This is a genomic window from Brucella sp. MAB-22 (assembly GCF_025908475.1).
GTDB classification, from domain to species: Bacteria; Pseudomonadota; Alphaproteobacteria; order Rhizobiales; family Rhizobiaceae; genus Brucella; species Brucella anthropi.
This window is the reverse complement of the sequence record NZ_CP109781.1, coordinates 174,482-188,034: the sequence shown is the minus strand read 5'-3', so window position 1 is coordinate 188,034 and position 13,553 is coordinate 174,482. Positions and strand designations below refer to the sequence as shown.

Sequence of the window (13,553 nt, the reverse complement as noted above, 5' to 3'; positions counted from 1 at the left end):
CTGCTTATCCGTCGTCGCTGAAAGCGCGGATCATTGCATCCTTGGAACTACCGCTGGCGATCAATGCGGCAAGCAGGATGCGAGCCTGACCGGGGCGAAGCGTATGTGCGTGAATGGCTCCAGCTTCGCCAAGATCATATCCGCCGCCACCGCCGCCATAGCCGGGTGTCAACAGGCCTTCCGGTACGCGGCTTGAAACTGCAACGGGAACATTGCGGCGCGAGCATTCGCGGACAGCTTCGACAACGCAGGGTGTGGTATTGCCCGAACCGAGCGCTGCAAGAACGATGCCGCTGGCACCGGCTGCAATGCTCGCTTCTATGTGGAGGGCATCGCAGCCGGGATAAATGGCAATCGTGTCGATCCGGCGGTCACCGACAGGGGCTGGAAGCGTCGGGCTCTGGATCTGCATCATACGTGCAGAGCGGAAGGCGTCGGCGCTGTCGCTGTTGAACTTGTATGCCCCCCAAGCCGGTATGATCCGTCCGCCGAAGGCAATAAGGACGCCTTTCTCGGCATTGGCCGGATCGCAGGCAAGCCGAATGGCGGCGGCGAGATTTTCCGGCCCATCCGCCTGCGGGTGGTCGGCGGTAAACTGTGCTCCGGTGAAAATCACGGGTTTGCTGATGCGACGCTGCAGATGCACCAGCAGCGCCGTTTCTTCCATGGCATCCGTTCCGTGCAGGACGACGATGCCGTCGATGTCGCCATCCTTGAGGCAGGAACCGACGGCATCGCTGATGCGCTGCATGTCGGAAAGGGTGAGGCTTGCAGAATCCTTCGCCATCAGGTCGACCGGGCGAAGCTCCGCTTCAAGGCCCGGTACGAACTCCAGCAGATCTTCACCGGACAGGACCGGTGTGCTTGCTCCGTCTTCCCCGCGCTTGCTGGCGATGGTGCCGCCAGTGGCGATCACCGCTATGGAAGGCTTTGCAAGCGTCATATTTCCGAATCCTCTCACTTACCGGGAATGCTGGCGTCTACAGCACGTTCGGTAGCAAGTCGATGGATGCGTTCACGCATCATATACCAGCCGAGGATGAGGGCAGGGCCGATGATTACCAGCGAAGCAATCGTCCATGTGCCGACTGGATAGTCGAGTGCCATCAGGACAAGCACGCCAAGCAGGAATGCGAGTGTGAGGATGCCGGTGTAAGGTGCACCGAACATGCGGAAATCCGGGCGCACGATTTCGCCGCGACGCGCAAGATGCCAAAGTTTCAGCTGGCAAAGGACGATGACGCCCCATGCCGTGATGATGCCGAGCGCGGAGAGATTAAGCGCGATTTCAAAGGCTGCCGCAGGCACGACAGCATTGAGAACAACACCGATGACAGTGACGACAGCGGTAACCGCGATGCCCATATAGGGAACGCCGTTCTTGTTCATCTTGGCCAGTGAGGCTGGCGCCGAGCCGGAAATGGCCATGGAGTGCAGGATGCGCCCGGTGGAATAAAGCCCGGCATTCAGCGACGACAGAACCGCGGTCAGGACGACGAGGTTCATGATGATATCCGCACCTTCGACGCCGATCTTGCCGAAGAAGGTCACAAACGGGCTCTCGCCAGCAGAATAGGCTGTGTAGGGAAGAAGCAGCGAGAGCAGCAGAACAGAACCTACATAAAAGACGAGAAGGCGGAAGACCACGGTGCGGATTGCGCGGGGCATGACCTTACGCGGGTCTTCGGTTTCTCCCGCTGTGGTGCCCAGCAACTCGATGGATGCATAAGCGAAAACCACACCCTGTATGATGATGAATGCAGGCAATATGCCGTTCGGGAAAAGGCCTCCGCTATCCGTGATGATGCTGAAGCCAGCCGAATGACCGTCAATCGGCGTGCCGGAAACAACGAAGTAAATGCCGACAACCAGAAAGGTCACGAGCGCAATGACCTTGACGAGACTGAACCAGAATTCCAGCTCGCCAAACACTTTCACCGACAGAAGGTTCATCGACAACACGATGACAAGGGCCGTCAGTGCGAACACCCATTGGTCAATGCCTTGCAGCCACGGCACATAATGCTTGAAGAAATTCATGTAGAGCGCAACAGCCGTTACGTCTGCCACCGACGTCATGGCCCAGTTGAGCCAGTACATCCAGCCTGCCACGAACGCCAGTTTCTCACCGTAGAATTCGCGGGCATAGGAGACGAAGGAACCGGAGCTGGGGCGATGCATGATCAGCTCGCCCAGTGCACGCAGCACCAGAAAGGCAAAGAAGCCGCAGAGGGCATAGACGAAGACCAGGGCCGGACCTGCCATTGCGAGGCGTCCGCCTGCACCGAGAAAGAGTCCGGTACCGATCGCGCCGCCGATGGCGATCATCTGGATCTGCCTCGGTTTCAGGGCCTTGTGATAACCGCGGTCCTCTTCAACGAACACTTCGCGTTCGGCCGGGGTGGCTTTCATGGTTTCGATCGGCATTGCTCCTCCCTGAGGGCGCGGTTTCGACAGGCGACCGTTCGGCGTGAAAGGCCAATTAGGGCGCGCCGCCGGTCATTCAATGAGGGTATGGAATTCATCCCTATTTGATGGGAATTCTGTAAAGCTGCATGACAGATTTTGAAGCCGATTTTAACGCATATCGCAGAACGCGCGTCAAGTATTCGGCTTCAAATGAGAAGCATCGCATGCATTTCGGAAATAGGCTGGCAGGGAAAAAATCAGCAGGAATAAAGTGTTACCGGCTTGTGCTTATCTGGCATGAAAATGCCGCGCCAAGCCGGATTGGCATGAATAATCTGCGCGAATCCTGTGTAAAGCAGTGGTCCTGCAATTGTGGTGTCAGACCTCATCCTTGCCGATGATCGTCGTTACAGCAGTCTTGACTTTGCTCAGATGCGCTTCCATTGCAGCGCGGGCATCAGCTTCCGATCCCGCCTCAATAGCTTCGACAATCAGGCGATGTTCGACATTCGAAGCTTCGCGGCGGCCAGACATCAGGTTGACGAGTTCAGATTGCTGGATCAGCGCCTCGCGGGCATCAGCGACAATCTTGGAGAAGACCGTGTTTCCGGAAGCCTCGGCAATCGCGCAGTGAAATTCGGAATCGAGCAATTCCCATTTCTGTGGGTCCGTCTGGCGGTCCATCTTGTCGCAAAGTTCAAGCAGGTTGGCGAGTTGTTCGGCGCTGCGTCGTAAGGCTGCCCAGCCTGCCGCCGGCACTTCGATGAACGGGCGTGCCTCGATCAGATCACGCGCGGAATAGCCGCCATAATTCAGTTCGCTCGCGGGGGAAGCATTCAGGACGTAGGTGCCACTACCTGTTCGGGTCTGGGTGAGGCCCAGTGTCTGTAGTGACCGCAGCGCCTCGCGCACGATTGGGCGGCTGACACCGAACCGGCCAGCGAGTTGAGTTTCAGAGGGCAGGCGGGTGCCCACGGCAAGGCGACCGGATGTGATGGCCGAGCGAATATCGTCGAATACAACTTCAGCCGCATTCTTTCGTGTGACCGGATGTGTGTCCGATAACCAGTCGGCCAATTCGCTCATGTCCGAACCTCCGTCAATTGCTTCGCTCCTGTCAAGCAGCTAGGCAATTTTCAGAAGGATATCAATCCCAAAGCGGTTCAAAAAGGCAGATCAAGAGACACAAAAAAAGCCTGCGCTCCGGCTGGAGCGCAGGGCTTTCCTATTGGAACTTATCAGGCCGCTGTGGCGGCCGTGTTCAACTTGTTGGCCGACAGGATGCTGATGAACGCTGCACCATAAGCTGTGAGCGGCGCCATCTTGGCAAGCGCGCTCGCAATGGCGTCATGGTGGCTCAGCTCTTCCTCGGAATCGTGGCGGAAGGATACGCAAACAGTTTCGCCATCTTCACCGATGAATTCTACCTGATAGGAATTTTCCTTGCCGCATCTTTTGACCAGAGCATCGACAATTTGCATGCAATCATTCTCCTTCCGAGCCGCATGAACGCTCTGGAATGAAGATGGTTCCATAAAATTTTATCTTTTTGTCCAATCTCAGTTCCGGCTTGACAGGCGGGCTGCACCCAGTGCCGCTGCGAACGCAATGGCAAGCATGACAAAGGTGAATTCGGCAACCGCAGACCATCCATCCGCAACCCAGAAATAGCCGCCCGCTGCACCGGCAACACTGGAGCCGAGATAGTAGGCGAGCAGATAGAGCGATGACGCATGTCCCTTTGTGTGGAGTGCCAGTCGACCGACCAGAGCGCTGGCGACCGAATGGCTGACGAAGAAGCCGACTGTCACGAGGATGATACCCACAATGATGACAGGCAGCGGTGCAAAGAGGGTCAGAAGACAGCCCGCAGCCTGTATGGCAAGCCCGATGGGAAGCACGGTGAAATAGCCGAGCCTGTCGCCCATTCTGCCAGCAAGCCATGAAGCTGCAATGCCGAACAGATAGACCGTGAAAATGGCGCCGAGCGCTGTCTGGCTGAGGCTATAAGGCGCCGTCACGAGGCGGAAACCGATATAGTTATAGATGGTGACGAATGAACCCATCACGAGAAAGCCAATGGCAAAGAGCAGTGGCAAGGCCGGGTTGCGGATGTGACCGATCCACGCGCCGAGGTGAAACCGTGCATTGAAGCCGGGACGCGGGACGAAGTTCTGCGAGGCGGGCAGCAGGAGGAGGAAACCAATGGATGCGGCTAGTCCCAGCAGGCCCATACCTGCCAGGCCGACGCGCCAGGAGAAATACTCTGCGAGCGTTCCGGCAATGACACGGCCCGCCATGCCGCCGAATGCATTGCCAGCAATATAAAGGCCCATTGAAGCGCCAAGGCCGCGCGGGTCGATTTCTTCCGCCAGATAGGTCATGGCGACCGCAGGCACGCCGCCAAGCAGCAGGCCCTGCAGGGCACGGATGACGAGCAGCATATGCCAGTCCGGCACCAATGCACTGGCTATCGTGCAAAGTGCTGAGCCGAGGAGCGAGACGAACATCAGTGTCCTGCGTCCGAAGCGCTCAGATACGACGGCAGCACCGAAAATTGCAAAGGCGAGAAAGCCTGTCGAAACGGAAAGCGATAAGGAACTGGCCGCAGGCGTGATGTTAAAATCATGCGCGAAAAGCGGCATCAGCGGCTGGACGCAGTAAAGCAGGGAGAAGGTCGCAAAGCCGGACAGGAACAGCGCGATGCTCGCATTGCGGAATGCCGGCGTGCCCTTGACGAGATAATTTTTCTGTTCGGTTGCCGTGGGAGCTGAAACGAGCTTGAGCTGGCTTTCCGGTGTTCTGACGCTGTCGAGGCTGCGTTCTGCGAGGCGTGACATGACTTTGCCTTTTCAAATCCTCCCGCTTTTTGATCTAGTCAAAGACGCTTCATTTGTCCAATATATGGAAGTGACAATTACGATAGCTTTTGGATATGGCGATGGAACTGCGTCATCTGCGTTATTTTCTGGCTGTGGCCGAAGAGGGCAATTTTACACGCGCGGCTGCGAAGCTCGGTATCGGCCAGCCACCGCTCAGCCAGCAGATACGCGACCTCGAAAACGAGATCGGTGTTGCGCTGTTTTATCGCGTGCCGCATGGAGCCGAACTGACCGCAGCAGGAACAGCTTTCCTCGGTGAAGCGAAGGCTTCTCTTGCCGCCGCCGAGAAGGCGAAGCTCGCAGCGCAAGGCGCGGCACGGGGAGAAACCGGCAGGCTGGCATTGGGCTTTACCGCTTCGTCTGCCTTCAATCCGGTCGTCAGTGGCACGATCCGTAAATTTCGCGCCAGATGGCCCGATGTCCGGCTGACCCTGACGGAGATGAACAGCCATCTTCTGATGGAAAAGCTGGTCAGGGGGGAAGTGGACGCCGCCTTCATCCGACCCGGTTTGGAAAACCCCAAGGATGTGCGCATGAAACGGCTGGCTGATGAGCCGATGCTGATCGCCCTGCCGAGCCATCATCCGCTTGCAGTTCACCCCAAATTGCCAATTTCAGCATTGGCAAACGAGGCTTTCGTGCTTTTCCCGCGTATTGTGGGGCTGAGTCTTTACGACGATGTGGTTGAGGCTTGTCGGAATGCAGGCTTTGAAATGATCGTGGCGCAGGAAGCACCGCAGATGCCGTCGGTCGTAAACCTTGTCGCTGCCGATCTTGGCGTTTCGATTGTTCCCGCTGCCATTGCCCAGATCAAGCTGGCCGGAGTGACTTACCGTCCAATCGAAGGCGAGCCGCTTCTGGCTCGGCTGGGGCTGGTTTCGATGAAGAACAACCGGTCGCCGCTCATCGATAATCTTACTAGCCTGTTACCGGATCAGTGATCTTCCGTATCGTCGTCGGAAGCGATAGGTTGCCGTCTGTGTCGGCGTTGACCGTCATTTTTGGACATGTATGATGGTTGTCTCGGCGACGTACCTGGGAGGGGACGCTGCTTTTCCATCCTTAAGATAACCGTTCACGAGGGCTCTGACGCCCACAAGCCGAACGGTCGAATTTTGCCCTATCCCGTCCGATTGGAGATTTTCGTGAAAAGACTTCTGATTACCGGTGCTGCGGGCGGACTCGGGCGCGTAATGCGAGATAAACTGGCCGGCAAAGCCGAGCTGCTGCGCCTGTCCGACGTTGCCGATCTCGGCAAAGCCAAACTCAATGAAGAGCTGGTTCAATGTGACCTCGGCGATATGGATGCAGTCATGCGTCTTGTCGAAGGTTGCGACGGTATTCTGCATCTCGGTGGTATTTCGACCGAGGCGTCTTTCAGCAAGATACTCAACGCAAATATCGTCGGGATGTACAATCTGTATGAAGCCGCGCGGGCGCATGGCCGTCCGCGTATCATTTTTGCCAGCTCAAACCATACGATCGGTTTCTATAGACAGGACGAATATATCGACGCAAAGGCGCCCACACGTCCAGACGGTCTTTACGGCATTTCAAAATGCTTCGGCGAGTCCATTGCCAGCATGTATCATGACAAGTTCGGTCAGGAGACGGCAATCGTTCGTATCGGCTCCTGTTTTGAGGAGCCGCGCAATCATCGCATGCTTTCGACCTGGATGTCATATGACGATTTCGCCGGTCTGATTGACTGTGTTTTCCGGGCGCCGATGCTGGGATGTCCCGTTATCTGGGGTGTTTCGAACAACGATTCGGTGTGGTGGGACAACAACCATGCCCGTTTTCTCGGCTGGCACCCCAAGGACAATGCGGAACGTTTCCGGGTCGAGCTGGAGAAGACAACGCCGCGACCAGCGCCGGATTCAGCACTCGCGGTCTATCAGGGCGGTACATTTGTCGATGAACCGATCCATCAGGATGATTGATCGGAACCTTTCTGTTTAACGGCAGAAGCCTTGTAAGGTCAGGGCTCCTCCGGTTTGATAACACCTTGGAGTGCATATTTTGCTTTACGTACCTCAAAACGAAAGCTAAGCTTTTTATCGTGACGCTTTGGGAGGAGTTCACGTGCAGCCAGAAGTATCGGCGAAAGCATCGGGGAAGAGTGTGTTCAACAAGCACAAAATGCGGCAGCTCGCAGTGGGCGGCTGCGCATGAGTGTGCCGGGCAAAGATGACAGGCCAGCACTGCTGGAGGCTGTGTCGCTTTCCAAATCATTCGGTCCTGTTCAGGTTCTGAAAAATATCGATTTGCGCATTTTCGGCGGCGAAGTCCATGCGATCATCGGCGAGAATGGAGCCGGGAAATCGACGCTGATGAAGTTGCTTGCAGGCAATGAGCGTCCTACGAGCGGAGAAATCCGCATCGACGGCAAGCCGGTTACTTTCTCGGGGCCAGTGGAGGCCGAAGCGCAGGGCATTGTGCTGGTGCATCAGGAAATTCTCCTCGCACCCGATCTGACCGTCGCGCAGAACATCTATCTTGGTCGCGAGCTTAACCGTGGACTGGTTGTCGATGATAAATCGATGCGCGAAGGTGCGCGCAAGGCCATTCGTGATCTGGGCGCCGATATCGATCCGGATGCGGTTGTCGGCTCCCTGTCGATTGCGCAGCGCCAGTTGGTGCAGATCGCCCGCGTGTTGCTGGTGCCGCATCGTGTGGTGATTTTTGACGAACCGACCGCTTCGCTGACACCGTTTGAGACGGAAGCGCTGCTGAAAGTCATTCGCGACATTCGCGCCAAGGGCGTTGCAGTTCTCTATATCTCGCACCGCCTGCCGGAAGTGAAGGAAATATCCGATCGTGTGACTGTGCTTCGCGACGGCAAGCTTGTTTCAGCACATCTGTCTTCGGAATTGCAGCCATCGGACATGGCCCGGCTGATGGTCGGTCGTGACGTTTCAAAGCTTTATCCTGACCGCGCAAGCCAGCATGACAACGCTGCCATTCTCGAAGTCGATAACTTTAACGTACCCGGCTACGTGCAGAATGCGAGCTTCCATCTCAACCGGGGCGAGATACTCGGCTTTGCCGGTCTGGTCGGCGCCGGACGCACGGAGCTGATGGAAGGGATCGTCGGTCTGCGACCCGGTAAGGGGGATGCACGCCACAATGGCAAGCCGGTTCATTTCCGCAATGCGCATGAAAGCCAGAAGGCGGGGATCGTTTATCTCAGCGAGGACCGGAAGGGCAAAGGGCTGCTTCTGTCCAAGGACCTGGGCGTCAATCTCACGCTAGCTTCATTGAAGAAATTCGTGAGCGGTTTGCAGATCGACCGCAACCGGGAACGCACTGCACTTGATGATGCAATCCGCGAGTTCGATATTCGCACAGGCCGCAAGGACATTCTGGCAGGCCAGCTTTCGGGAGGCAACCAGCAGAAGCTTTTGCTTGCCAAGATGATGATGCTCGATCCGTCCATCGTCATCATCGATGAACCGACACGCGGCATCGATGTCGGCACGAAGGAACAGATTTATCAGTTCATCGCCAATCTGGCCGATGAGGGGAAATCGATCATCGTGGTTTCGTCGGAAATGCCGGAACTGATCGGTATCTGCGACCGCATCGTCGTGATGCGGGAAGGGCGGATTGCCGGTGAGGTGACAGGCGACCGCATGACGGAACATCACATCGTCGTGCTTGCAACCGGCGTTGAAGCCGAAAATGCCGCATAAAAACAATAAAGTGGGAAGTAGATGACACAGGTTGCGACCGATAAAAGCTCAGTGGCGAGGACGTCCAAGGATTGGGATCTGCGGGCAATTGCCCCGTTCATAGCGCTCGCCCTGCTGCTTGTTCTGGGCACGATTGCCAACCCGAACTTCATCAGCATCGACAATCTTCTCAATGTCGCAACGCGTAGCGCTTTTATCGCCATTATCGCGCTTGGTGCCACCTATGTGATTTCATCCGGCGGGCTCGACCTGTCCGTGGGTGCAATGGTGGCATTTGTCGCCAGTATCATGATCCTGTTCATGAATAGTGGAGTGATTGCCGATCCGGTGATGATGCTGATTGCGGCCGTGATGCTGGCGCTGATTGTCGGTGCAGCCTGCGGCCTGTTGAATGGCCTGATAACGACGGTTGGCGGCATCGAGCCATTTATCGCCACGCTCGGCACTATGGGCATCTATCGTGGTCTCACCACATGGTTGTCGCAAGGTGGCGCGATCACCTTGCGCAATCCGGACATTCAGGCGCTTTATCGCCCGGCCTATTTTGGTTCCATTCTTGGCGTGCCGGTGCCGGTTATCGTGATTTTCGTGACGGCAGCGCTTGCGGCATTCGTCCTTTATCGGACCCGCTATGGCCACCATGTCATTGCAGTCGGATCGAACGAGGATGTAGCACGCTATTCCGGCATTTCCGTCAAGAAAGTGCGCACTATCGCCTTCATCATTCAGGGCCTTTGCGTCGCTGTGGCCGTGCTTCTTTATGTGCCGCGTCTGGGTTCTACCTCGGCCACGACCGGCCTGATGTGGGAACTGCAGGCGATTACCGCCGTCGTTGTTGGCGGAACAGCTTTGCGCGGCGGCGTGGGCCGTATTTGGGGCACGATCTGCGGCGCATTCATTCTGGAGATAATCGGAAACATCATGATCCTGTCGAACTTCGTCAGCGAATATCTGCTCGGAGCCATTCAGGGCGCGATCATCATTATCGCCATGCTGGTGCAGCGTTCGCTGTCGCGAAGATAGGTCTAATGCATGTCTCCCAAAAGTGGGAACCGGTTTTGGGATGAAGACATGCATGAAAACAAAAGCTTAAAGCGTGTCATACGAGTACGATAAAATGCGACGCGCTTTAAGGATTGGCGGAATTGTTGGGGCGATTCCAGCCAGAGAGGAATGAGAGCCCCGTGTTTACTGGGAGGAAGACTATGCGAGGGAATTTGATGAAGCTTGCTTTCGCCGCCTTGACGGCGGGTGCGCTTGCCTTTGGCAGCGCAGCAAGCGCACAGGACAAGAAAGTGACGATCGGCGTGTCGATCCCGGCGGCCGATCATGGCTGGACGGCAGGCGTCGTCTATCATGCCGAACGCGTGGCGAAGCTTCTGATGGCTGAGCATCCGGGCCTCAACGTCATCGTCAAGACGTCGCCCGATGCGGCATCGCAGGCCAATGCGTTGCAGGATCTGGCCGTTCAGGGCCTCGACGGGCTGGTTGTTCTGCCGACCGATCCCGATCCGCTCGTCAACGCCATCAAGGAAATCAAGGACAAGGGAACCTTTGTCGCTCTGGTCGACCGCGCACCAAGCAGCAACGACAATTCCATCCGCGATCTCTACGTGGCCGGTAACAACCCGGCGCTTGGACAGGTGGCCGGTGAATATATCAAGAAGACCACGCCCGATGCCCAGGTCGTCGTCATTCGCGGCCTGCCGATCCCGATCGATCAGCAGCGTCAGGACGGTTTCGACAAGGGCATTGAAGGCTCTAACGTGAAGGTTCTGGATCGCCAGTATGGTAACTGGAACCGCGACGATGCTTTCCGTGTCATGCAGGACTTCCTGACCAAATATCCGAAGATTGATGTGGTCTGGGCACAGGATGACGACATGCTTGTCGGCGTTCTCGAAGCCATCAAGCAGGCCAACCGCAGCGACATCCAGTATGTTGTGGGCGGTGCAGGCTCCAAGGATATGATCAAGAAGGTGATGGATGGCGACAAGCTTGTGCCGGTTGATGTGCTCTATCCGCCAGCAATGGTTTCAACTGCCATGGAACTCGCCGCCGGTCATTTCTATGACCAGATTCCTGTGAGCGGCAGCTACATCCTCGATGCAACGCTCGTCACCAAGGACAATGCGAAGGATTTCTATTTCCCGGATTCGCCGTTCTAAGGTGCTTGAATACCGTGCGCCTGTCTGGGCAGGCGCACGGTTTTTCTTTTCATTCCCGATATGCAGCGCGAAGCGCGCTCTCAAATTGCTCGATGCCGGTTGATGGCGGGGTCCGGGCAGATTCAGGAGAAATTTGATGAAGACGATCAAGGGCCCCGGGATTTTTCTTGGGCAGTTTGCAGGCGATGAAGCGCCGTTCAACACATGGGATGGCATCACCAAATGGGCTGCCGAAAAAGGCTATGCCGGGGTGCAGGTTCCCACATGGGCCAGCCAACTGATCGATCTGAAAAAGGCTTCTGAATCGAAGGATTATTGCGACGAATTCGCCGGGGTCGCTCGCCAGAACGGCGTCGAAGTCACGGAGCTTTCGACCCACTTGCAGGGCCAGCTCGTTGCTGTGCATCCCGCCTATGATGAAGCTTTCGACGGTTTCGCAGTACCGGAAGTACGCGGCAATCCCAAGGCGCGTCAGGCTTGGGCGGTCGAGCAGGTAAAGATGGCGATCCGCGCCTCGCGCAATCTCGGCATCGGCGCGCATGCAACCTTCTCCGGCGCGCTGGCCTGGCCGTTTGTCTACCCGTGGCCGCAGCGTCCTGCTGGTCTGGTGGAAACAGCATTTGGGGAACTCGCCCGACGCTGGAAGCCGATCCTCGATCACGCTGACGAACACGGCGTCGATATATGCTATGAAATCCATCCCGGCGAAGACCTGCACGATGGTGTGACCTTCGAGATGTTTCTGGAGCAGGTCAAAAATCACCCGCGGGCCAACATGCTTTACGACCCGTCGCATTATGTCCTGCAGTGCCTCGATTATCTCGACAATATCGACATCTACAAGGACCGCATCAAGATGTTCCACGTCAAGGATGCGGAATTCAATCCGACCGGGCGGCAGGGTGTCTATGGCGGCTATCAGGGCTGGGTCAACCGTGCAGGCCGCTTCCGCTCGCTCGGTGACGGGCAGGTGGATTTTGGCGCGGTATTCTCCAAGATGGCCGCAAATGACTTTGACGGTTGGGCCGTTGTCGAATGGGAATGCGCGCTGAAGCATCCTGAAGATGGAGCGCGTGAAGGCGCGGAGTTTGTCAAGGCGCACATCATCCGCGTCACCGACAAGGCATTTGACGATTTCGCATCCGGCGGCACCGATGACGCCGCCAATCGCCGTATGCTCGGCCTATAAGATATAGGGATCGATATGACCATCGAAGCAAAGACCACGGAAACAGCTGCTCCCCGTATCCGCCTCGGCATGGTGGGTGGTGGTGCTGGCGCGTTTATCGGCGGCGTTCACCGTATGGCGGCGCGGCTCGACAACCGGTTCGAACTGGTGGCAGGCGCTTTGTCGTCATCCGCGGAAAAGGCGCAGGCCTCGGGACGTGAACTGGGGCTGGCCGAAGACCGCATCTATTCCAGCTACAAGGACATGGCTATTCGTGAGGCGCGGCTGAAAAACGGCATTGAAGCCGTTTCCATCGTAACGCCGAACCACGTTCACTATGAAGCTGCCAAGGAGTTTTTGCGGCGCGGCATTCACGTCATCTGCGACAAGCCGCTGACCTCGACGCTTGCCGATGCGAAGAAGCTGAAAAAGATTGCCGATGAAAGCGGCGCCTTGTTCGTTCTGACGCATAATTACACGGGCTATCCGATGGTGCGGCAGGCACGCGAGATGATCGCCAATGGCGATCTTGGCGATCTTCGTGTCATACAGGTGGAATATGCGCAGGACTGGCTGACCGAAGCGGTTGAAGCGACCGGTGCAAAGGGCGCTGTCTGGCGCACCGATCCGGCGCAATCGGGACTAGGCGGCGCGACCGGCGATATCGGCACGCACGCCTTCAATCTCGCCTCCTTCGTGACCGGCCTGACGCTTGACAGTCTTGCTGCTGATCTTGACAGTTTTGTCGAAGGACGTCGCCTGGACGACAATGCGCATGTGATGCTCCGTTTTGCGGGCGGCGCCAAGGGCATGCTCTGGTGCAGTCAGGTTGCGCCCGGCAATGAAAATGCGCTGCGCCTGCGCGTCTATGGCACAAAGGGCGGCATCGAATGGGCGCAGGAAGACCCGAACTATCTCTGGTTCACGCCTTTTGGCGAGCAAAAGCGGCTCATCACGCGGGGTGGTGCCGGTACTGGCTCTGCGAGCGCCCGCGTGACCCGCGTGCCGGCTGGGCATCCTGAAGGTTATCTGGAAGCTTTTGCTACGATCTATTCGGAAGCGGCCAATGCGATCGAAGCCCACCGCAATGGCAAAAAGCCGGATAGTGCCGTGATTTATCCAACCGTCGATGACGGATTGAAGGGCGTTGCTTTCATCGATGCCTGCGTGCGCTCATCACAGAAAAACGGCGGCTGGGTCAAGCTTTAGAAATTGACATGGATTAAAAGAA

12 protein-coding genes are annotated in these 13,553 nt (G+C 56.9%); 7 read left to right on the top strand and 5 right to left on the bottom strand.

Going from position 1 to position 13,553, the window contains the following annotated elements; all coding sequences use genetic code 11:
• Positions 1–4: 4 nt before the first annotated feature.
• The 5 genes from OHI65_RS00790 to OHI65_RS00770 form a co-directional block, all read right to left on the bottom strand.
• Positions 5–943, bottom strand: a complete 939-nt coding sequence (locus OHI65_RS00790) for an asparaginase (RefSeq protein WP_125300699.1) — start codon at positions 941–943, stop codon at positions 5–7.
• 14 nt (positions 944–957) lie between these two features.
• On the bottom strand, positions 958–2,427 hold the full coding sequence (locus OHI65_RS00785; protein WP_125300698.1) for an amino acid permease: 1,470 nt from the start codon (positions 2,425–2,427) through the stop codon (positions 958–960).
• A 360-nt stretch (positions 2,428–2,787) separates the two neighbouring features.
• Positions 2,788–3,495: a FadR/GntR family transcriptional regulator gene (locus OHI65_RS00780; protein ID WP_125300697.1), complete on the bottom strand. Its 708-nt coding sequence runs from the start codon at positions 3,493–3,495 to the stop codon at positions 2,788–2,790.
• 152 nt (positions 3,496–3,647) lie between these two features.
• The gene (locus OHI65_RS00775) at positions 3,648–3,890 is read right to left on the bottom strand and encodes a hypothetical protein (protein ID WP_010658600.1); all 243 of its coding nucleotides are present in this window, start codon (positions 3,888–3,890) and stop codon (positions 3,648–3,650) included.
• 78 nt (positions 3,891–3,968) lie between these two features.
• On the bottom strand, positions 3,969–5,249 hold the full coding sequence (locus OHI65_RS00770; protein WP_125300696.1) for an MFS transporter: 1,281 nt from the start codon (positions 5,247–5,249) through the stop codon (positions 3,969–3,971).
• Between the two features lie 101 nt (positions 5,250–5,350).
• Between OHI65_RS00770 and OHI65_RS00765 the strand changes: the two genes are divergently transcribed.
• The 7 genes from OHI65_RS00765 (at position 5,351) to OHI65_RS00735 (ending at position 13,531) form a co-directional block, all read left to right on the top strand.
• Positions 5,351–6,232, top strand: a complete 882-nt coding sequence (locus tag OHI65_RS00765) for a LysR family transcriptional regulator (RefSeq protein WP_125300695.1) — start codon at positions 5,351–5,353, stop codon at positions 6,230–6,232.
• Between the two features lie 204 nt (positions 6,233–6,436).
• A complete protein-coding gene (locus OHI65_RS00760; protein WP_012092833.1) occupies positions 6,437–7,234 on the top strand; it encodes an NAD-dependent epimerase/dehydratase family protein in 798 nt (265 codons plus the stop codon).
• Between the two features lie 228 nt (positions 7,235–7,462).
• Positions 7,463–8,986: a sugar ABC transporter ATP-binding protein gene (locus tag OHI65_RS00755; protein WP_264358712.1), complete on the top strand. Its 1,524-nt coding sequence runs from the start codon at positions 7,463–7,465 to the stop codon at positions 8,984–8,986.
• 21 nt (positions 8,987–9,007) lie between these two features.
• Positions 9,008–10,009 (top strand): ABC transporter permease, encoded by a 1,002-nt coding sequence (locus OHI65_RS00750; RefSeq protein ID WP_264358711.1) that lies wholly within the window; start codon positions 9,008–9,010, stop codon positions 10,007–10,009.
• Positions 10,010–10,191: 182 nt separating this feature from the next.
• Positions 10,192–11,154, top strand: coding sequence for a substrate-binding domain-containing protein (locus OHI65_RS00745; RefSeq protein ID WP_012092835.1), 963 nt, complete (start codon positions 10,192–10,194; stop codon positions 11,152–11,154).
• 136 nt (positions 11,155–11,290) lie between these two features.
• Positions 11,291–12,343 carry a sugar phosphate isomerase/epimerase family protein gene (locus OHI65_RS00740; protein WP_264358710.1) on the top strand — a complete coding sequence of 351 codons (1,053 nt, stop codon included), beginning with the start codon at positions 11,291–11,293 and terminating at the stop codon, positions 12,341–12,343.
• Positions 12,344–12,358: 15 nt separating this feature from the next.
• Positions 12,359–13,531 carry a Gfo/Idh/MocA family protein gene (locus OHI65_RS00735; protein WP_125300692.1) on the top strand — a complete coding sequence of 391 codons (1,173 nt, stop codon included), beginning with the start codon at positions 12,359–12,361 and terminating at the stop codon, positions 13,529–13,531.
• The last annotated feature ends 22 nt before the right edge of the window (positions 13,532–13,553 follow it).

Bases quoted from the DNA above. Each gene is read 5' to 3' on its own strand.
- OHI65_RS00775 (WP_010658600.1), bottom strand. From the start codon at position 3,890: ATGCAAATTGTCGATGCTCTGGTCAAAAGATGCGGCAAGGAAAATTCC.
- OHI65_RS00780 (WP_125300697.1), bottom strand. From the start codon at position 3,495: ATGAGCGAATTGGCCGACTGGTTATCGGACACACATCCGGTCACACGA.
- OHI65_RS00765 (WP_125300695.1), top strand. From the start codon at position 5,351: ATGGAACTGCGTCATCTGCGTTATTTTCTGGCTGTGGCCGAAGAGGGC.
- OHI65_RS00755 (WP_264358712.1), top strand. From the start codon at position 7,463: ATGAGTGTGCCGGGCAAAGATGACAGGCCAGCACTGCTGGAGGCTGTG.
- OHI65_RS00735 (WP_125300692.1), top strand. From the start codon at position 12,359: ATGACCATCGAAGCAAAGACCACGGAAACAGCTGCTCCCCGTATCCGC.
- OHI65_RS00750 (WP_264358711.1), top strand. From the start codon at position 9,008: ATGACACAGGTTGCGACCGATAAAAGCTCAGTGGCGAGGACGTCCAAG.
- OHI65_RS00785 (WP_125300698.1), bottom strand. From the start codon at position 2,427: ATGCCGATCGAAACCATGAAAGCCACCCCGGCCGAACGCGAAGTGTTC.
- OHI65_RS00790 (WP_125300699.1), bottom strand. From the start codon at position 943: ATGACGCTTGCAAAGCCTTCCATAGCGGTGATCGCCACTGGCGGCACC.
- OHI65_RS00770 (WP_125300696.1), bottom strand. From the start codon at position 5,249: ATGTCACGCCTCGCAGAACGCAGCCTCGACAGCGTCAGAACACCGGAA.
- OHI65_RS00745 (WP_012092835.1), top strand. From the start codon at position 10,192: ATGCGAGGGAATTTGATGAAGCTTGCTTTCGCCGCCTTGACGGCGGGT.
- OHI65_RS00740 (WP_264358710.1), top strand. From the start codon at position 11,291: ATGAAGACGATCAAGGGCCCCGGGATTTTTCTTGGGCAGTTTGCAGGC.